This window comes from Mammaliicoccus sp. FSL K6-3158, from assembly GCF_038005105.1.
Lineage (GTDB): Bacteria > Bacillota > Bacilli > Staphylococcales > Staphylococcaceae > Mammaliicoccus > Mammaliicoccus sciuri.
Map to the genome: position 1 here is coordinate 1,854,977 of NZ_JBBOSL010000001.1, position 19,276 is coordinate 1,874,252.

At 32.6% G+C, this 19,276-nt stretch carries 19 protein-coding genes; 5 read left to right on the plus strand and 14 right to left on the minus strand.

From position 1 onward, the window contains the following. Window positions 1–10: 10 nt before the first annotated feature. The 6 genes from ctaG to cyoE form a co-directional block, all read right to left on the minus strand. A complete protein-coding gene (gene ctaG / locus MHH94_RS09240; protein ID WP_048542279.1) occupies window positions 11–964 on the minus strand; it encodes a cytochrome c oxidase assembly factor CtaG in 954 nt (317 codons plus the stop codon). 159 nt (window positions 965–1,123) lie between these two features. Next, window positions 1,124–1,477 carry a cytochrome C oxidase subunit IV family protein gene (locus tag MHH94_RS09245; protein WP_048542277.1) on the minus strand — a complete coding sequence of 118 codons (354 nt, stop codon included), beginning with the start codon at window positions 1,475–1,477 and terminating at the stop codon, window positions 1,124–1,126. A gap of 1 nt (window position 1,478) precedes the next feature. Next, the gene (locus tag MHH94_RS09250; protein WP_048542275.1) at window positions 1,479–2,108 is read right to left on the minus strand and encodes a cytochrome c oxidase subunit 3; all 630 of its coding nucleotides are present in this window, start codon (window positions 2,106–2,108) and stop codon (window positions 1,479–1,481) included. Then, window positions 2,108–4,009: a cytochrome c oxidase subunit I gene (gene ctaD / locus MHH94_RS09255; RefSeq protein WP_048542273.1), complete on the minus strand. Its 1,902-nt coding sequence runs from the start codon at window positions 4,007–4,009 to the stop codon at window positions 2,108–2,110. The genes MHH94_RS09250 and ctaD overlap by 1 nt, the downstream gene beginning before the upstream one ends. A 23-nt stretch (window positions 4,010–4,032) precedes the next feature. Further along, the gene (gene coxB, locus MHH94_RS09260) at window positions 4,033–5,100 is read right to left on the minus strand and encodes a cytochrome c oxidase subunit II (RefSeq protein ID WP_037587457.1); all 1,068 of its coding nucleotides are present in this window, start codon (window positions 5,098–5,100) and stop codon (window positions 4,033–4,035) included. Between the two features lie 38 nt (window positions 5,101–5,138). After that, window positions 5,139–6,044: a heme o synthase gene (gene cyoE, locus MHH94_RS09265; protein ID WP_049319430.1), complete on the minus strand. Its 906-nt coding sequence runs from the start codon at window positions 6,042–6,044 to the stop codon at window positions 5,139–5,141. Window positions 6,045–6,401: 357 nt separating this feature from the next. Between cyoE and MHH94_RS09270 the strand changes: the two genes are divergently transcribed. Beyond that, entirely contained in the window at window positions 6,402–7,313 is a 912-nt protein-coding gene (locus tag MHH94_RS09270) for a COX15/CtaA family protein (RefSeq protein WP_058592396.1), read from the plus strand. A 50-nt stretch (window positions 7,314–7,363) separates the two neighbouring features. Here the strand turns inward: MHH94_RS09270 and MHH94_RS09275 are convergent, their stop codons facing one another. The 3 genes from MHH94_RS09275 to MHH94_RS09285 form a co-directional block, all read right to left on the minus strand. Beyond that, the gene (locus MHH94_RS09275; RefSeq protein ID WP_119650407.1) at window positions 7,364–10,810 is read right to left on the minus strand and encodes a pyruvate carboxylase; all 3,447 of its coding nucleotides are present in this window, start codon (window positions 10,808–10,810) and stop codon (window positions 7,364–7,366) included. Window positions 10,811–10,946: 136 nt separating this feature from the next. Continuing rightward, entirely contained in the window at window positions 10,947–12,146 is a 1,200-nt protein-coding gene (locus MHH94_RS09280; protein WP_048542264.1) for an FtsW/RodA/SpoVE family cell cycle protein, read from the minus strand. Between the two features lie 66 nt (window positions 12,147–12,212). Then, window positions 12,213–12,488: a YlaN family protein gene (locus MHH94_RS09285; RefSeq protein ID WP_025904660.1), complete on the minus strand. Its 276-nt coding sequence runs from the start codon at window positions 12,486–12,488 to the stop codon at window positions 12,213–12,215. Window positions 12,489–12,629: 141 nt separating this feature from the next. On the opposite strand from MHH94_RS09285, the gene MHH94_RS09290 reads away from it, so the two are divergent. Continuing rightward, window positions 12,630–13,112 carry a hypothetical protein gene (locus MHH94_RS09290; protein ID WP_058592398.1) on the plus strand — a complete coding sequence of 161 codons (483 nt, stop codon included), beginning with the start codon at window positions 12,630–12,632 and terminating at the stop codon, window positions 13,110–13,112. Between the two features lie 5 nt (window positions 13,113–13,117). Continuing rightward, a complete protein-coding gene (locus MHH94_RS09295; RefSeq protein ID WP_075578086.1) occupies window positions 13,118–13,264 on the plus strand; it encodes a DUF2197 domain-containing protein in 147 nt (48 codons plus the stop codon). Window positions 13,265–13,298: 34 nt separating this feature from the next. Here MHH94_RS09295 and MHH94_RS09300 read toward each other — a convergent pair whose 3' ends face one another. Both MHH94_RS09300 and typA read right to left on the minus strand, forming a co-directional pair. After that, window positions 13,299–13,637: a YlaH-like family protein gene (locus tag MHH94_RS09300; protein WP_037587446.1), complete on the minus strand. Its 339-nt coding sequence runs from the start codon at window positions 13,635–13,637 to the stop codon at window positions 13,299–13,301. Between the two features lie 5 nt (window positions 13,638–13,642). Then, entirely contained in the window at window positions 13,643–15,490 is a 1,848-nt protein-coding gene (gene typA / locus MHH94_RS09305; protein WP_048542260.1) for a translational GTPase TypA, read from the minus strand. A gap of 220 nt (window positions 15,491–15,710) precedes the next feature. Between typA and MHH94_RS09310 the strand changes: the two genes are divergently transcribed. Then, window positions 15,711–15,896 (plus strand): DUF5325 family protein, encoded by a 186-nt coding sequence (locus MHH94_RS09310; protein WP_048542258.1) that lies wholly within the window; start codon window positions 15,711–15,713, stop codon window positions 15,894–15,896. A gap of 221 nt (window positions 15,897–16,117) precedes the next feature. Here MHH94_RS09310 and MHH94_RS09315 read toward each other — a convergent pair whose 3' ends face one another. Beyond that, window positions 16,118–16,939: an inositol monophosphatase family protein gene (locus tag MHH94_RS09315; RefSeq protein WP_025905163.1), complete on the minus strand. Its 822-nt coding sequence runs from the start codon at window positions 16,937–16,939 to the stop codon at window positions 16,118–16,120. Window positions 16,940–17,043: 104 nt separating this feature from the next. Here MHH94_RS09315 and MHH94_RS09320 point away from each other — a divergent pair, with 104 nt between their 5' ends. Continuing rightward, window positions 17,044–17,655, plus strand: a complete 612-nt coding sequence (locus MHH94_RS09320) for a YktB family protein (RefSeq protein ID WP_078355661.1) — start codon at window positions 17,044–17,046, stop codon at window positions 17,653–17,655. Between the two features lie 56 nt (window positions 17,656–17,711). On the opposite strand, the gene MHH94_RS09325 is transcribed toward MHH94_RS09320, so the two are convergent. Together MHH94_RS09325 and MHH94_RS09330 are read right to left on the minus strand one after the other, a co-directional pair. After that, window positions 17,712–18,230, minus strand: coding sequence for a DUF4064 domain-containing protein (locus tag MHH94_RS09325; protein WP_340840788.1), 519 nt, complete (start codon window positions 18,228–18,230; stop codon window positions 17,712–17,714). A gap of 47 nt (window positions 18,231–18,277) precedes the next feature. Next, window positions 18,278–19,270 carry a DUF4064 domain-containing protein gene (locus tag MHH94_RS09330; RefSeq protein WP_081047116.1) on the minus strand — a complete coding sequence of 331 codons (993 nt, stop codon included), beginning with the start codon at window positions 19,268–19,270 and terminating at the stop codon, window positions 18,278–18,280. Between the last annotated feature and the right edge of the window lie 6 nt (window positions 19,271–19,276).

Below are 19,276 nucleotides of genomic sequence, written 5' to 3' on the forward strand. Positions count from 1 at the left end.
TTCATACATCCTATCTAAATTGATTATATAATGCTTTTTGCTCTTGTAATTTTCTCAAGCTATCTTCAGTGATTTGCTTTTCATTTTTCCTCTCATATCTAAACCATCTCATGAAAATAATATATAAATAAATACCAAACACGATTTCTTGCATAACTTTCATGATGACGCCACCTGTTTGCTGATCTTCTAAAGGTGTGAAATTCGTAAAGTATTCTGGACCAGATAACCCTGTTCCTTGTACGACTGTATTTAACGTATCAGCAGGTACACATAAAGTCATCGCACCAAGCCATGCTTTACCTGATGTGTATGTTTCATACATTGCAGTTCCACTAAATATGATAAGTCCACATGAAGGTGTTAACAGTACACCGATAAAGAAGATATATAAGATTTTCTTAATATTACTCATGTGCAATTCTTCAGGAATATGTTTATTAAATATTGGATGCCACATAAACCATGCACTAATGAATAAAATAATCGTATATAACTCATGCAAAACAAGATCTTGTTTTAAAGTATCTAACACAAGTGGTATATGATATACAGAGAATAAACCGTTAAAAAGAAAAATTGCTAATATCGGCTTTGTAAATAATTGAACAATCTTATTAATTACGGGTAGCTCTTCCACATATTTGATGATGTACTCTGGGATAGCAAAATACAGTAACGGGACGACAATTAAAAATAACAAAGCCATTTGCAACATATGGAAACTAAAAATGATATGTGAAAGCAGATCAATAGGTCCACCTTCTAAAAAGTATATCGTTAACATTAAGATAACGAAAAGTGTTGCTTCACCTTTTCTTAAAGGTCTTCCACCTGGTATATCTTTATACCATTTTCCACAAATTAAAAAGTATAAGATTATTACACATAATACGCCTACAAAGAAGAATGGCGTCCAGTTTGCCCAAAAACCGAATATAGATATTGAGGTTAAGTTACCCATCTCTTTACACTTCCCCACTTAGTCATTACTTTCATTATAAAATTTAATCCACCGTTAAACAACCCAACAATGTAAATAGTTATGACAATGATATGACCAATTATGAAAGATAAAAAGACTCGAGAACTTATATAACAAAGTTCTCGAGTCTTTTATAAATTATTTCGTTTTTACGAATAACGGATCGCCTAACCATACGATGTAAATAAACGTTACGACGAACGATAATCCGAAGAATACACCCGTAATCATGAATAATTTTGATATGCCATGTTTTTCAGCTTTCATATGCATGAAATAATAGAATTGTAATACAACTTGTAGTACTGCTAATCCTAAAATAACTGGAATAACGAACTCTTTAGGAAGTTCAGCAGCAACTAACGCGAAAGCAACAAAAGTAACAAAAATCATAATAGCAAAGTTTGTAACTTGCATACGCATTTCTTTTGTACTTTTACGCTTTCTATACTCTCTAAGTGCTTGTGCGTCATGATTTATTTGTTGACTCATATTATCCTAACGCTCCCATCAAGTATACTACTGTAAAGATAAACACCCATACAACGTCAATGAAGTGCCAATATAAAGCAGCAGTATTAAATTTATGTGCATTATAAATACTTAATCCTCTACCTCTATTACGGAAGATGAGTAATGTTAACCATACTAGTCCTATAAGTACGTGGAATCCGTGTGTTCCTACCAAGAAGTAGAAGGCACTACCAAACGCACTTGAACGGAATGTATGACCTTGATGTACATACTCTACGAATTCATAAATTTCTAATCCTAAGAATCCTAAGCCTAACAGTATTGTAATACCAATCCAAAGGAATAATCCTTTAGCATTGAAATTACGCATATGGTATAAAGCATATACACTTGTTAGAGATGATGTTAATAATAACATTGTCATTACGAACGCTAATGGTAAATGGAATAAATCTTTAGCTAATAAATGATCTTCACTTGGCACTGCATCTTTTAATGCTAAGTAAGTAGCGAATAGTGATGCGAATAATGCAACCTCTCCACCTAAGAACACCCAAAATCCTACGAGTTTATTCTTACCTTCCATAGATGCTGTTTCAGGATGGTTTGGCCAATTGTCAGCTGTAAATTTTGCTTCTTCATGTGACATTAACGCTCACCCCTTTCATACTCTAATAACTCTTCTTTAGAAATATGGTGACCATGATCATCTTTAAGTGATCTCACAATCATACTTCCTGCAGTAATACCTAAACCAAGAATCAATACGTAAACCGCCCATGGTTTTTCATGTAAATCTTTAACTGCATCTAGAGCCCATTCTTTACCATCTGCAAAATACATAGCACCAAAAGCTGCTACGAATAAACCGAACGCTTGCATGAATGGAATAAATGAATTGTTTGGCATATGAATCTCATCTAAAGATTCAGCTGGAAGAATTTTTCCGTCGCCTTGTGTTTTTTCAATCCATAATGCATCTAGTCCACGAACTAATGGTGTTTGTGCAAAGTTATAATGAGGTGTTGGTACAGGTAATGCCCATTCTAAAGTACGACCGTCTCCCCAAGCATCTTTTCCAACTTTTTCACCTTTAGCCAATGTCATGATTACATTGATAACTTCAGTAATAACAGCTACTGCCATGAAGAGTGCACCAATTGTTGATACTAAGTTTGGTATGTCATATCCTTGACCAGGTAAGTATGTAAATACTCGACGTGGCATACCCCATAGTCCTAAGAAATGTTGAATTAAGAATGTTAAATGGAAACCGATAAAGAATAACCAGAATGTTACTTTACCTAATTTTTCACTTAACATTTTACCAGCTATTAGCGGGAACCAATAATGTAAACCAGCTAATAAAGCGAATACTACACCACCAACAATTACGTAGTGGAAGTGAGCAACGATAAAGTATGAGTCATGTAATTGATAGTCAGCTGGTGCTGATGCTTGCATGACACCTGTTACACCACCCATTACGAATGATGGAATAAAGAATAATGCATATAACATTGGTGTTGTGAATTCTACGCTACCGCCCCATACAGTCAGTAACCAGTTGAATATTTTCACACCCGTCGGAACAGCAATTGCCATTGTTGCAACAGCGAAAATCGCGTTAGCTACTGGACCTAAACCTACAGTGAACATGTGGTGAGCCCAAACCATGAATCCTAAGAAACCGATTAATACTGTAGCGAATACCATCGCTGAATAACCGAATAAACGTTTTCTAGCGAATACAGGTATAATTTCAGAGAATATACCAAACGCTGGTAATACTAAAATGTAAACTTCTGGGTGTCCAAAGATCCAGAATAAATGTTCCCAAATAATTGTGTTACCACCTTGAGAAGCAACAAAGAATGATGTACCAAACATTCTATCGAATATTAATAAGAAAATACCGATAGTTAATGGTGGGAATGCAAATACGATTAATGTAGAAGCAACAAATGTTGTCCAAGTCATTAGTGGCATACGCATATACGTCATACCAGGTGCTCTCATGTTAACGATTGTAGCTACAAAGTTAATACCAGCAATTAATGTACCAGCACCAGAAATTTGTAGCCCTAGAGCATAGAAGTTAATACCATGCCCTGCCGATTCTAAAGATAAACTTGCATAAGATGTCCAACCTGCGTTAGGCGCTCCACCTAAAATCCAAGATAAGTTTAAGAATATTCCACCAAAGAAGAATAACCAGAAACCTAATGCATTTAAGAATGGAAATGCAACATCTCGTGCACCAATTTGTAATGGAACAACTGCGTTCATATAACCGAATAATAAAGGCATTGCGGCTAAGAATATCATCGTTGTACCATGCATTGTGATAATTTCATTAAACAGTCCAGCTGTAACAAAGTCGTTTTCTGGAACTGCTAACTGGATACGAATTAACATTGCTTCGATACCACCGATAGCAAAGAATAATCCTCCAGCAATTAAATACAAAATAGCAATTTTTTTGTGGTCGACTGTTGTTAAATAGTCCCAAATAGTCGATCCAAACCCCTTTTTACTTTGAGTAGACACTAGAGTAACCTCCCTTTCAATTCTTACTTATCAACTTTTCTTTCCATTAAGTAGGCAGATAAAGCGTCAATGTCTTCATCAGAAACTTTATATTGACCAGTCATCTTATTACCAGGTTTAACGCTTTCTGGGTCTTTAATCCATTTTTTAAGATTTTCTTCATCATGTTTTAAGTAACCTGCAATTAAATCACGATCACCAAAGTTTGTTAAGTTAGGACCTTTAGCTCCGTCTCCAGTTGGTGTAACAGCGTGACATCCTGCACATGATTTGTTAAATACCTTTTCGCCCTCTTTAGCTTGGCTAGAAGTAGCGGCTACAGGTTTTTTAACATCTTTCATATCTTTAACCCATTTATCAAAATCATCTTGTGGTAGGGCTTTCACTTTAAAGTCCATTAAAGCATGTGATGGTCCACATAACTCAGCACACTTACCATAGAATAGATTTTTGACTTCTTTAGCTCTTTTATCATCGAATTTTAAGTAGAATTTATTAATACCTTCTACGTTTGTATCCAATTTCCCTCCAACTGCTGGTACCCAGAATGAGTGTTTAACATCAGCTGAATGTAATCTGAAGTAAACTTTTTTATCAGTTGGTACAACCAGTTCTTGGCTGGTAACAATTTTTTCATTTGGATAACTAAACTCCCACCAATAAAGGTTAGCAGTTACATCAATAACAAGTTCTTTACTTTTACCTTTTTCATCTACTTTATCGATTGCTTTAGTATCTCCAAGTGAGAACGTAAGCATAACAGTAGGAATTGCTAGAATAATAAGTAAAATAATTGGGATGATTGTCCAAACCAATTCTAATTTATGATTTCCTTCAACGTCTTTAGGTACATAATCTTCACCTAACTTTTTACGACGGAATTTAATCATTGCAAATAAGAATATAACAACAACTACAACAATAACTAGCAACATAATGCCTATTGAAAGCATTAGTAAAAAGAATTGTTTATCAGCAACTTCACCAGCTGGGTGAAGAACTGATAAATGTTTTTGTCCACAACCTGCTAATACAAACAGCAAAGTAGCAAGCAAACCGAACATTTTCGTGTTTTTTAAACGTGTCTTCATTCGTTTAACCCCTCTTTCATGCATTCATTCATAATTAATTATATTAATTGTATAACAGTTACGATAACTGTCATGACAAAGAAAATAACAAGATAATTTAAAGAAAAAACAAACATACTCGTAGCCCATTTTGATTTGTTTATTTCTTTTTTAAATCCATATAAAGCTAATAACATCCATGCTAAATTGAGCAGTGTTGCAATAACAACGAACACTGTACCAAGTTGTGTCATTAAGAACGGTATCGGTAATAAAAGAACTACCCAAAACAACATACTTAAACGCGTTCTATTAAAGCTTTTGACTGACGGTAACATTGGTATATTAGCTAAGGTATATTCATCTTTACGACGATAAGCTAAAGCATAAAAATGAGCAGGTTGCCATGCAAATAACACTAAGAATAGTGTCCATGCTAATGGACTTAATGATGGATCAATACTCGCCCAACCAATTAACGGCGGTATTGCACCTGGAAAACTTCCTACAACTGTATTCCAAACAGTATGTCTTTTTGACCATATTGAGTAAAGTACAACATATCCAAATATACCAAGTAATCCAATTATGCCAGTTGGAATATTTATCATGAATAATAAAATTTCACCCACAACCATTAATCCGAAACTTAATTGAATTAAGTGGCGATTACTAATACGTCCATTTACTGTAGGTCTCTTTTGTTTAGAAGGCATGATAGAATCGATATCTTGGTCGTAATAATTGTTTATAGCACATGCTCCGCCCATAATAAGGGTTGATCCTACCATCATTAATAGAACAACCGGTAAACTGTGGAAGAAGTTAAATCCACCAAATACTATTGCAAGCCACGCACCCGCAAATGTTGGGATCAGATTTCCTTGAACAAGACCCATTTTAATGATGGCTTTAATTTCATACAAAGTGAGACGTCCAGTTTCAATTTCTTTCTCAGAAGTCACACTATATTGATTTTGTTGCAATTTTGTCCCTCCTTCCATTATCTTTCACATATAACTCAATGATATATGAAAATTGTCACATAATCTATACATTTTTGAAACAAAATTTTGACATTTTATTACTTATCGTTTGTTCGCATAAAAAGTCATTATTGTGTAACATTTACAATGCACATTCATTGTTATACTATAGATATTAGTGTTTAAATTAGAATCGTATTAAAGTAAGAATAATTGTTAATACGTTGTTCTCTTAAATTCTATCATATTTTGACATATAAATAAGGTTTATTTTAGAATAAAACTCATTTTATAGTACTATAAATATCAATTTTAATTTTACTTGAGGTGTTCGAATTGTTTAGTGATAAATTTTTAAAATGGCTATCAACTATAGCGACAATTGTGATGCTCTTTGTCCAATTAGGTGGCGCTTTAGTTACTAAGACTGGGTCTGCTGATGGTTGTGGAAACTCTTGGCCATTATGTCATGGCTCTGTTATACCTACAGATTGGCCAGTAGAAACGATTATAGAATTAGCCCATAGAGGCGTATCTGGATTAGCACTTATTCTTGTTTGCCTACTTACTTATATAAGTTGGGTCAAACTTGGACATATAAGAGAAGTTAAACCACTTTGTATTACAAGCATTGCATTTATCTTTGCTCAAGCTTTAATTGGTGCAGCAGCTGTAATTTGGCAACAAAATAGTTTTATTTTATCTCTACATTTCGGAATATCACTCATTAGCTTCGCATCAGTTTTATTATTAACATTAATTATTTATGAAGTTGATCAAAAATTCGAAGCTACAAGCTTAATAATAGATAAACACTTAAAGTTCCACACTTATGCTGTTACATTATTTATATATTTTGTGATTTATTCAGGCGCACTTGTAAGACATGCAGATGCAAGTTTAGCATGTTTAAGTTGGCCATTATGTAGAAACGGTGAAGTCGGATTACCTCAAAACTTTTATGAATGGGTTCAAATGTCTCATAGAACTTTAGCATTCATTATATTTATTTGGATATTATATATTTTCATTCATGCATTCAAAAATTATACACAATACCGTGTAATTAAATACGGTTGGACATTAGCTTTTATACTTGTTTGTTTACAAGTAACGACAGGTGCTTTATCAGTTATTACACGTGTTAACTTATTTATCGCACTCTTCCATGCATTATTTATAACAATGTTATTTGGATTGTTATGTTACTTCATCATGCTAATATCACGTTCTAAACATCGAAGTTAACATTCAAAAAGCCGCTGGAATCATTTGATGATTTCAGCGGCTTTTTTTTATTATGCTTTATCGATTGTAATAATCAAATCTTGTGTTTGAATACTGTCACCAGCTGAAACGTAAATATTGCTTACCGTTCCATCAAATGGTGCTTGTATTGTTGTTTCCATTTTCATTGCTTCAGTAATGATAAGTGCATCACCTTGTTTCACTTCATCACCTTGTTTCACTTTCACTTCTGAAATTGTACCAGGCATTTGAGCACCAATATGAGATTCATTACTTAAGTCTGCTTTTTGTAATACTGCCTCAGATACTTTAACATGCTCATCTTTAACGTATACTTTTCTAGGCTGACCATTCAGCTCATAGTAAACCCAACGATGACCATCTTCGTATACATGACCGATAGAAAGTAATTTAACGATTAAGATCTTACCTTTATCAATTGTTATTTCAACCGTTTCATTCTTCTTCATACCGAATAAGAATGTAGGTGTATCTAACAATGATAAGTTTCCGAAACTTTCATATGTCTTAATATATTGTTCGTAAACTTTAGGATAAATGGCATAACTGATTAAGTCTTGTTCCGTTACTTCCTCTTGTTGTTTAGCTTGTAGTTCTTCACGCAATGCATCAAAATCAACAGGCTCTAATAATTCTCCTGGTCGTTTTTCAATTGGTTGTTGCCCTTTTAAGATGACTTTTTGTAATTCTTTATTAAAGCCATTTACTGGTTGGCCAATTTCGCCTTTAAAGAATGAGACAACTGATTCAGGGAAATCTAGTGAACGTCCACGTTTAATGACACTTTCTTCATCCAAATCGTTTTGAACCATGTATAATGCCATGTCCCCAACTACTTTAGAAGAAGGTGTAACTTTTACGATATCACCAAATAATAAGTTAACACGTTTATACATGTCTTTAACTTCATTAAATCTTTCACCTAATCCTAAACTTTTAGCTTGTTGGCCTAAGTTAGAATATTGTCCACCTGGCATTTCATGTTGGTAAATTTCAGTATGTGGAGAACGAATATCACTTTCAAAATCAGAATAATAGTTTCTAACTGTATCCCAATATTGAGATAACCTTTCAAGTCCATCAATATTTGTTCTAACATTTCTTTCATTACCACTTAATGCATAGTATAAAGAGTTAGCTGAAGGTTGTGATGTTGTACCACTCATACTTGCTACTGCAGTATCAATCACATCGACACCTGCTCTAATCGCACTTTGATAAACAAGTAATCCGTTACCACTCGTATCATGAGTATGTAAATGGATTGGAATATCAATTTGTGTCTTCAATTCACTAATTAATTCAAAAGCAGCTTTAGGTTTTAATAAGCCGGCCATATCTTTAATGCCAAGAATATGTACACCTTCACGTTGTAATTCTTTAGCTAGATTAATGTAATACTCTAACGTATATACATTAGATCTTTCAGGATTTAAGATATCGCCTGTATAGCAAATTGCACCTTCAGAGATTTTACCTGATTTTTGTACCGCTTCATTTGCGACTTTCATTTGATCTAACCAGTTTAATGAATCGAATATTCTAAACACATCGATTCCAGCTTCAGCACTTTCTTTAACAAATTTTTCAATCACATTATCAGGATAGTTTTTATATCCAACTGCATTTGATGCTCTTAATAACATTTGGAATAACACATTTGGAATTTTTTTACGTAAGCGTGTTAAACGTTCCCATGGATTTTCTTTTAAGAAGTTATATGCCACATCAAATGTTGCACCACCCCACATTTCTAAAGAAAATGCGTCATTTAAATATTTAGCTGTTTCAGGTGCGATTTGTAACATGTCGTATGTTCTCATACGAGTAGCTAATAATGATTGATGTGCATCTCTAAACGTCGTATCCGTCAATAGTACTTCTTCTTGTTCTTTTAACCATTTACTTACGCCTTCAGGTCCATGTTGTTCTAGAATTTGTTTCGTACCTGATAATGATGCAATTTCTTCATTAGATACTTCTTCTAATTTGAACTTTTCAAAGTGTGGTTTTTCTCGTTTTTCAACACCAGGAAATCCATTTACCGAAATATTCCCGATATATTGTAACGTCTTTGTACCTCTATCTCTAGTCGGTGTAATATCAAAAAGCTCTGGGTTGTTCTCTAAAAATTTAGTTGTATATGTACCCTTTGCGAACTTCTCGTGATTTACCACATTATACAAGAATGGAATATTGGTTTTAATACCTCTTATTCTCATTTCTTTAAGCGAACGTAGCATTTTTTCAGTCGCTTGTCTTAATGACATAGCATGTGTTGAAACTTTCACTAATAATGAATCGTAATAAGGTGAAATTTCTGCACCTTCGAATCCATCACCAGCATCCAGTCTTACACCAAAGCCACCACTTGAACGGTAAGCAATAATTTTACCTGTATCTGGCATGAAGTCATTTAAAGGATCTTCAGTTGTGATACGACTTTGAATTGCAAAACCTAAAGTAGTAATATCTTCTTGTTGAGGCATTTCAATTTTGTTACCAAATAATGATTCACCTTCTGCAACTAGAATTTGTGTCTTAACAATATCGATACCTGTTACCATTTCAGTAATTGTATGTTCAACTTGTACACGTGGATTAACTTCAATAAAGTAGAATTCGTCACCAGATACTAAGAACTCAACCGTACCTGCATTGACATATCCAATTTTCTTCATTAAGTCTAATGCAACATTACAAATACGATGTCTTAATTCATCACCTAATGAAACAGATGGTGCAACTTCTACAACTTTTTGATGTCTACGTTGTACTGAGCAATCTCTTTCATATAAATGAACTAAGTTTCCATGCTCATCACCTATGATTTGAACTTCAATATGTTTTGGTTGATCTATGTATTTTTCGACATAAACTTCACTATTACCAAAAGATTTTCCCGCTTCTGATTTAGCTCTTTGATATGCATCTTCTAATTCACTCGCATTATTTACAATACGCATACCTTTACCACCACCACCAGAAATAGCTTTGATGATAACTGGGAAACCGTGTTCTTTTGTAAATGCTTCTACTTCCTCAAATGATTCAACCGCGCCATCAGTTCCTGGAATAACTGGAACATCTGCAGCTATAGCTGTCGCTCTTGCTTTTACCTTATCCCCAAACATGTCTAAATGTTTAAGTTCTGGTCCGATAAATTTAATGCCTTCATCAGCACATCTCTTAGCGAATGTTTCATTTTCACTTAAAAAGCCATAGCCCGGATGAATCGCATCGACGCCTGCTTTTTTTGCAACTTTTATAATTGCTTCTATATTTAAATAACTTTCAGTTGGTCCAAGGTTTTCATCTACTAAATAAGACTCATCTGCTTTATATCTATGCAATGCGCCTAAGTCTTCATTAGAATAAATTGCTACCGTTTCAATATCTAACTCTGTAGCTGCTCTAAAAATTCTGATTGCAATTTCGCCTCGGTTGGCTACTAATAATTTGTTTATTTTGCTCATATTTGGAGGCTCCCCTCAATGTATTTGAATTTTCTAAAAACAATATATTAGTCCATTATATAAAAATTGCGGATTATATTCTACTATAATCCGCAGTTTTTATATAATTTATTAATTTGATTGATTAAATATGCATTTACCTCGTGCTTTGACGACTCTCAATTCTTATTTGTTTAGCCGTTAATAATAGTATACCTGTCGCGATACTTAAGCTTAACATAGAAGATCCTCCAAATGTCATAAACGGCAATGGAACACCTGTTAAAGGAATTGTTCCTGAAATACCAGCTAAATTGACAAAAGTTTGAATACCAATATAGCTTGAAATACCGACACACACTAATTTAAAGAAATATGAATCCGTAAGTGCTGCATATAAGAAACCTTTATATACAATGAAGCCAAGTAATCCTATTATAAATAACACGCCAACTAAGCCTAATTCTTCAGCAATAACTGCAAAGATAAAGTCTGTATGCGGCTCAGGTAAATAACCTAATTTCATAATACCATTACCTAACCCTTTACCAAAGAGTCCACCATTACCGATTGCTAATAATGAATTAGCTAAGTGATATCCAATACCGCTTTCGTAGTTGAAAGGATTTTCAAGTACATGAAATCGGTCTGCTTGGTGTTGTGACAGAATGCCACCTTTAAACACTATACTAAAGATAATCAGTAATACTACACCTGCAAATATTGGTCCAGACCATTTTATAATGGCTTTAATACCAATTCCTGAATACGCAAATATACATAATACGATCATACATAGTATCAACGCTTGACCAGTATCATTTTGTAATAAGACTAATCCAATACAAGTACCGATTAAGAATAAAGGCATCATCAGTGCAAGTTTAAATTGTTTAAGTCGATTTCGCCTTTTATCAATAATGAAAGATAAGTATAAAATCATTGCAACTTTCAATATTTCAGATGCTTGTAAGTTCATAAATCCTAAGTTAATCCAACTTTTCGCACCATTAATCGTCGTACCAACAAGTAACGTTAACACGAGCAAACCAAATATTGTGAATATGACAATTTGTTGTACTCTTTTATTCTTTAAAATGTTGATGTGCATAAAATACGACATAAAAAATACAATAAAAAATCCAACTATACAATATAGTAGCTGCCTCACAAAAAAGTAAGTTCCCGATACTGGAATACCACCTGTTAAAGTACCTTTTGTAGCAGCAACCATACTTGCACTGTATACCATCACTAAGCCAATGAATGATAAAATGATATAAGTAATTAACAATGTAAAATCTATGTATTTTGAGTAATTCTTAATGTACTGGAAAAACCTCTTAATATATTCCATCGACTCATTCCAATTCTAAAAAAATAAGTCTAAAGAAAGATTTCTCCTCTCTAGACTTTGTATAATTTAAGCATTTGTGAAAGCATCATGCAATTTAGATAGTTCCTTTTCTAAACTTGCCATAAGTGTCTGACCCTTTTCTCTATCAACAAGTCCAATTTGTACTGCAAAATCTACTTCCTTTTGAAGACCAAACATTTGCGTATCTAAAACTTCCTCATATAAAGGACATTGTGGCATTGTTAAGTTGTCCATTTGTACCTTTATTAACTGAAGGATTTTTTCAGAATCGTTATATAATTGGTCATATGCCCTTTGACAAATTTCTGAATCGTAATGCATGACATACTCCCCCTTAATCTTTTTAAGTTTCTATACTTATAAAATTTTAGCCTACAAATCTGAAAATTGCAAGCGAAAACAGAAGGTTATTAATTACAAATATGTTAAAATTGAATTGTGAGATTGATAGGAGTGAAAAAATTGATACAAATTAAAGGAAATACGAAGTTTAATATTACGTTAGATGCAACAACATGGATTTTTGATGATCGCAAAGTAAAAATTGAAGATTTAGAGCAAGGTATCTTTAATGGCGAAAAGCCAATTGAATTTAAAAATAATGTTGCATGGAACCGTGCAATCCTTGAAGGTGCGACAAATCCTCCAACATTAAATAGTGAAACAACTTATAAAAGACGTTCATTTTTAAAAGATACTTATGTTATAAGTGCGATGCCTTTCATCAAAAATGCTGAACCAAATGAGAGCGCTACAAAAGTAGTCTTAAAAAATGATCAAGATTCAATTGATATTCCAATTGAACAATGGCCATATTTATTTTTCCAATTCTCTAAAGAAGGAAAAATGATATATAAAGATGGTAAAATCGACGCTTTTACTTATGATCAAGAAAATGGTTACCAAAATAAATTCAGTTATGTTTCTGACATAGAGGTTGTTTAACCATGATTATGAAAGTGAAATGCATTATTTGTGATTCTGTCGTTAATTTAGATTCTAAATCTAAAGAAGCAAAAAGATTAAGAAATCACCCAATACGTACGTTTATGTGCGATGATTGTAAAGCAAGACTTGATAAACCTAAATCAGAATAAAATAAAAAAGGCAGCTCTCATGAGCCGCCTTTTTTTATTGTTGTTTACCGCTACTTCGTTCTTTATGAAGTCTGTAACGATATAGACCTAAGACAATTGCTGCAATTATTAAACTTTCTCCTACTGGCAAGAATACCGCTAGAAATGTTAATAATAAACAACCTAAAAACAGTAATATATAGATAATAATGTTTTGCCAAAACTTTAGTTTTCTTGCAAACCCTAAATTATAAACAATCGCACTTAATACAAAAATCGTTAATAATAAAAGCCACATACCAAGCTCTGGGTTCTCATCTACTCTAAATAACTTACCAAAAAATGAAAGCCTTTCTGTTGGATTGACACTTACATTTTTAGCAACTAAGAGCATCTATATCACTCCTCTTCTTGTTCAGCCATTTTTTGTCTCTTCTGAGCTCTTTCTCTTTCTGCTTTATCTAAAATTTTCTTTCTTAAACGAATTGATTCAGGTGTTACTTCAACTAATTCGTCATCATTTAAGTATTCTAACGCTTCTTCAAGAGTTAAAATTCTAGGTTTTTTCATTGTTGTTGTTTGTTCTTTAGTAGCTGAACGGATGTTGTTAGCTGCTTTAACTTTTGTAATGTTAACTGTTAGATCGTTTTCACGAGTGTTTTCACCAACAATCATACCTTCATAAACTTCAGTACCTGGTTCCATGAAGTTTACACCTCTATCTTCTAAGTTCAAGATAGCATAAGTACTTGCTACACCTTTATCGATTGATACAAGAACACCATTTCTTCTTCCACCAATACGTCCTTTAATTCTTGGACGGTAAGAATCGAATGTATGGTTAATGATACCATAACCGCGAGTCATTGACATGAATTCAGTAGTGTAACCAATTAATCCACGAGCTGGAACGATAAAGATTAATTTAGTTTGTCCATTTTCGTTAGATTGCATATCAACCATTTCACCTTTACGTGATCCTAAAGATTCAATAATTGCACCTGTATATTCATCAGGAACATCAATTTGAACACGTTCATAAGGCTCTGATTTAACGCCATCTATTTCTTTGATAATAACTTGAGGTTTAGAAACTTGTAATTCATAACCTTCACGTCTCATATTTTCAATTAGGATAGATAAATGTAACTCCCCACGTCCTGCTACAACCCATGCATCAGGTGAATCGGTAGGTGTTACACGTAAAGATACATCCGTTTCTAATTGTGTTTCTAATCTTTCTTCAATCTTACGAGCTGTTACGTAAGTACCTTCTTTACCAGCGAATGGAGAATTATTAACTGAGAATGTCATTTCTAATGTTGGCTCATCAATTCTTAAAATTGGCAAAGCTTCAACATGATCTTGAGGTGTAATTGTTTCACCTACGTTAATATCTTCCATACCACTAATAGCGATTAGGTCACCAGCGTATGCTTCATCAATTTCTATACGATTTAAACCAAAGAAACCAAAGATTTTTGTAACTCTAAAGTTTTTAACAGTACCATCAATCTTAACTAATGATACTTGTTGTCCAACTTTAATTGTCCCTCTGAATACACGCCCTACACCAATACGTCCAACATAATCATTATAATCTAATAATGCAACTTGGAACTGTAAGGGCTCATCTCTATTATCAATAGGTGCTGGTACATATTCTAAAATTGTTTCATATAGACATTGCATGTTTTCGTCTTGTTTATCAGATTCTAAACTAGCAGTACCACTTAATGCAGATGCATATACAACTGGGAATTCAAGTTGCTCATCATTTGCATCTAATTCAATAAATAAATCTAATACTTCATCTACAACTTGTTCTGGTCTTGCAGAAGGTTTATCTATTTTATTAACAACTACTACTGGTTTTAAATTTTGTTCTAATGCTTTTTTAAGTACGAAACGTGTTTGTGGCATCGTTCCTTCATAAGCATCTACTACTAATACAACACCATCAACCATTTTCATAATACGCTCAACTTCTCCTCCGAAGTCAGCATGTCCAGGTGTATCTAGTATATTGATACGGTGATCTTTATAGTCAATTGCCGTATTTTTAGCTAATATCGTAATACCGCGTTCTTTTTCAAGGTCGTTTGAATCCATCGCACGTTCTGCTATATGTTCATTTTCACGAAAAATACCAGATTGCTTTAATAATTCATCTACTAAAGTTGTTTTTCCGTGGTCAACGTGGGCAATAATCGCAATGTTACGTACATTTTCTCTTAAATTAGTCATGCAAAAAATTTTCCTCTCCGATTTAAATTAATCGACATTTATTCGACTTAAATTTATAACTTGATAATTATAACATAAATCGTTTGAAAAATAACTATTATTGAACAGATTTACTCAAATTTCCATATTTTTTATTTGATAGCGTTTTAATCAACAGGTTGATTTTTCTTTAAATGTGAAGCATAATAAAATAATGAAAACGGTTAAAGGATGGATATAAATGAAGAAATCTAAAGCAATATTCGTACTACTTGCTTTAATTGTAACATGTCTCCTTTTAGTGTTTAGCTTTGCATTAGCAGAAGGTTCTATGTTGTTTATGTTATTAGCAGTATTGTTAATCGTTGCAACTATGGGATTTGGTTTTACACTTAAAAAGAAATACCGAGAAAACGGTTGGCTATAAACATCATACGACATCAATTAAAAAGCATATCACTTAACGAAACGTTATCGTGATATGCTTTTTTGTATTAAGGTTAGGTGTATAAAGTTGATGATATTAATTAGGATCTAACTTTCATTATTTCGAATTGTGGTAATTAGATAGACCACTCTTACGGACATTTCTCTGAATTATGCCTTTATAAAAAAGGGCTTAAACAATAATTGTTTATGCCTTGCACTCTACTTTCCTTTAAATCTTTCTGTATGAATTTGTTCTAACATTGTCTTGTATGGTAAGAAGTATTCATTCAATAATTCTTGGTGAATTTTTTTATTGCCTATTAGTATTGAATTCGCTTCTAATATATTTAAGTGTTCTCCTAATTGGTTTGTTACAACTGCGCCTACTTCTTCAGCAATTATTAAGCCTCCTGCAAAGTCCCATGGATGTAATCGCATTGTTAAATATGCACTTGTATTGCCTTTTGCAACGTTAGCAAAGTCTAATGCTGCTGATCCGTATGCTCTTGTACTCCTTGCTTGATCAACAATTGGCATGTAGATTTTAGCTAATTTTTCTTTTGTTAACCATAATGGATTTGTTGAAATTAAGCTGGTCTTCAAATCAGTGTCTTCTAAAGGTTTAAGTTGTTCATTATTTAACCATGCACCTTTACCAGCTATGGCGTGATACATTTTATCGTTCATCACATCATATACAAATCCTGCATATTTTTCACCATCAATAAAAATACCGATTGAAATGGCGAAATTTTCTTGTTGATGTACAAAGTTTAGCGTGCCATCTATTGGGTCAACAATCCATAGGACGCCCTCTGTATTATCAATATCCGTGCCGTGACCTTCTTCTCCTAAAATGCGATGTTCTGGATATGTAGATTTAATTTGATTAAATAATCTTTCTTCTGTTTCTTTATCTATATTTGTCACTAAATCATTAGGGTTTGACTTTGTTTCAATTTGAATATCGTCATCTATTGAATCACGAATAATTTGACCCGCTTCTTGTATTATTTGATAAGCAAATTTGTATATTTCCATGACAAAACCTCCTATGTTATTTTTATATTAGCATTGTTCTTTATATATTCAAAAAAATTTATGATAAACTATTGTTAAGTACCACAGTTATAAGGAGGACAACTATGACTAAGTATACGTTTAAACAAAAAGATTTTAAAGTTTTTAGTGTTGAAGGTTTAGAAAATAGGATGCAAGCACTAGATGAACAAGTAAGACCACAATTACATGCTTTAGGTGAAAGATATACAAAATATTTAACTGAACAAACTGGAGATACATTCCATTACCATGTTGCAAAACATGCAAGAAGAACTGTTAATCCCCCTAAAGATACATGGGTTGCCTTTGCGACTAATCAACGTGGATATAAAATGTTACCACATTTTCAAATTGGCTTATTTGAATCACAATTATTTATAATGTTTGGTGTCATGCATGAAAATAAAAACAAAGATCAAATGGCTGACTTTTTAAATAAAAACTTTAACTTATTAGAAGACTTACCAAGTGATTATTCATTATGTTTCGATCATTATAATATTGATAAGTCTCCTATTGATTCATTATCTACAGAAGATTTGAAACATCATATTAAAAGACTTAAAGATATTAAAAAAGCTGAGTTCTTTGTAGCACGTACTTTAGATCCTAAGTCTGATGTGTTAAAAACAGATAAATCATTTACTGCATTTTTAGATGAAACATTTGATGAATTAATCAAATTTTATAGTTAATATTTAAAATAACAGCCCTTCAGTATTGAACTGAAGGGCTGTTACTTATATATTGATTAATAAATATATGGATCGTCATCTTTTTTCTTTTTATCTTCTGAATTAAACTGATTTTGTTGATGATTGTTATCGTCTAAATGATTATGATCATTTAGGAAATTCACATCTTCAAATTGATGATTTTTTTCTTTTCTCACTAATAACATAATACCCGCAATAATTAATACAAGGAATGAAATGATGTTAAAGATAAGTATTGAAACAATACCACCAAGTATAGCTGATATACCAGATAAAATTCTCTGTTTTTTAACAAATACTAATGCCACTATCGCTAATCCAATACTAATGATTAGAACGATAAGTGCATAATTTGTAAAGCTACTCATAACAGATGACAATTGATCCGAAGATATTTCATTTTGTAACTCTGGATTATTTTGTATTTGTTGCTCAAATTCCATCTTAAATTGAGCAGTGTTTGAAACAGATTTCGTTATAAATGCCAATACAATTCCAATTAATGAAAATACTGCACCTATAACAAGTAATATATATTCTGTTGTTCTTTTCATTTTAACCCTCCTAAAATTTGTCAATTATTATTATCTCAATCTAAATTTTATTTATCAAGTTTATTATCGTTTTTTTCTATATTTTGTTCGTCTTTATTTTTTTCTTCAAAATATTTTTTCTGTTGTTGCATTCTTTTTTCGTAATTATTTCTTCTTTCAATCGTTGCATTAGGTTTTACTTTTTTAGGTTTCTTTTCTTTTTTCAGTTTATCAGGTTGAACTTGATACTCATCTGATTGTGTTGTTTCATAATTGTATGGATCTTCATGTCTTTGACCAATATCCTCTTGCAGATTAATATCTGACTGATTTGCATCATCTAAGTCTTCAACCTTTGTTTCTTCTTGTTGATTTCGTTGTTTTTTATTTTGATGCTTTTTACTACGAGAAAGCACTTCCTCACTATGAGTAGTTTCAGTTTGTTCTACTGAATCAACTTGTGCTGAACGTTCTTTCTCATGTGATGACTCTTCTACATGTTCTTCTCGATATTGCTTTTTAGGTTCAACTCGTTGACGTTCTCTTGGCTGTGGTTGAATATTTTCTCGTTGATTTTCATAATAAGGTTGTTGTGGTGCCATACCTTGAACTGGTAATATTTTATCTTTTCTTACGAATAATAAAATACATACAATAAAGAAAAATAATGGTACAAGCACAATAAATAATGGAATTGTAATAATTGCTAATAGTAAAAATACAAAAGCCGAAAATATTCTCCATCTCATTAAAACTAAACCAATAAATGAAAATATTAAAACAATAATCAAGTAAATTATAAATAACCAAATACCATTTTGAATATTGAACGCTACTTCACTAGCAGACATTAATTGTCCATTAGTCGTAATATTAATATTTAGTCTATTAATTAAAGTTTCTAGCCTATTTATATTTTCTGGATTATTTAATACGACAAGTGCAGCAAATAAAGATAAGGCTGTTATGCCCAATAATATAATCCAAGCAAACCAGCCGAGAAATTTTTCTACACCTCTACCAACTGGTTGTCTCACATGTTCTACATATGAATTCATCATGTTTAC

Coding starts and splice junctions, on each gene's coding strand:
- typA (WP_048542260.1), bottom strand. CDS start 15,490: ATGACTAATTTAAGAGAAAATGTACGTAACATTGCGATTATTGCCCAC.
- MHH94_RS09250 (WP_048542275.1), bottom strand. CDS start 2,108: ATGTCACATGAAGAAGCAAAATTTACAGCTGACAATTGGCCAAACCAT.
- MHH94_RS09275 (WP_119650407.1), bottom strand. CDS start 10,810: ATGAGCAAAATAAACAAATTATTAGTAGCCAACCGAGGCGAAATTGCA.
- MHH94_RS09325 (WP_340840788.1), bottom strand. CDS start 18,230: ATGAAAAGAACAACAGAATATATATTACTTGTTATAGGTGCAGTATTT.
- MHH94_RS09330 (WP_081047116.1), bottom strand. CDS start 19,270: ATGATGAATTCATATGTAGAACATGTGAGACAACCAGTTGGTAGAGGT.
- MHH94_RS09245 (WP_048542277.1), bottom strand. CDS start 1,477: ATGAGTCAACAAATAAATCATGACGCACAAGCACTTAGAGAGTATAGA.
- MHH94_RS09320 (WP_078355661.1), top strand. CDS start 17,044: ATGACTAAGTATACGTTTAAACAAAAAGATTTTAAAGTTTTTAGTGTT.
- MHH94_RS09280 (WP_048542264.1), bottom strand. CDS start 12,146: ATGGAATATATTAAGAGGTTTTTCCAGTACATTAAGAATTACTCAAAA.
- MHH94_RS09310 (WP_048542258.1), top strand. CDS start 15,711: ATGAAGAAATCTAAAGCAATATTCGTACTACTTGCTTTAATTGTAACA.
- coxB (WP_037587457.1), bottom strand. CDS start 5,100: ATGAAGACACGTTTAAAAAACACGAAAATGTTCGGTTTGCTTGCTACT.
- MHH94_RS09315 (WP_025905163.1), bottom strand. CDS start 16,939: ATGGAAATATACAAATTTGCTTATCAAATAATACAAGAAGCGGGTCAA.
- ctaG (WP_048542279.1), bottom strand. CDS start 964: ATGGGTAACTTAACCTCAATATCTATATTCGGTTTTTGGGCAAACTGG.
- MHH94_RS09285 (WP_025904660.1), bottom strand. CDS start 12,488: ATGCATTACGATTCAGAAATTTGTCAAAGGGCATATGACCAATTATAT.
- MHH94_RS09300 (WP_037587446.1), bottom strand. CDS start 13,637: ATGCTCTTAGTTGCTAAAAATGTAAGTGTCAATCCAACAGAAAGGCTT.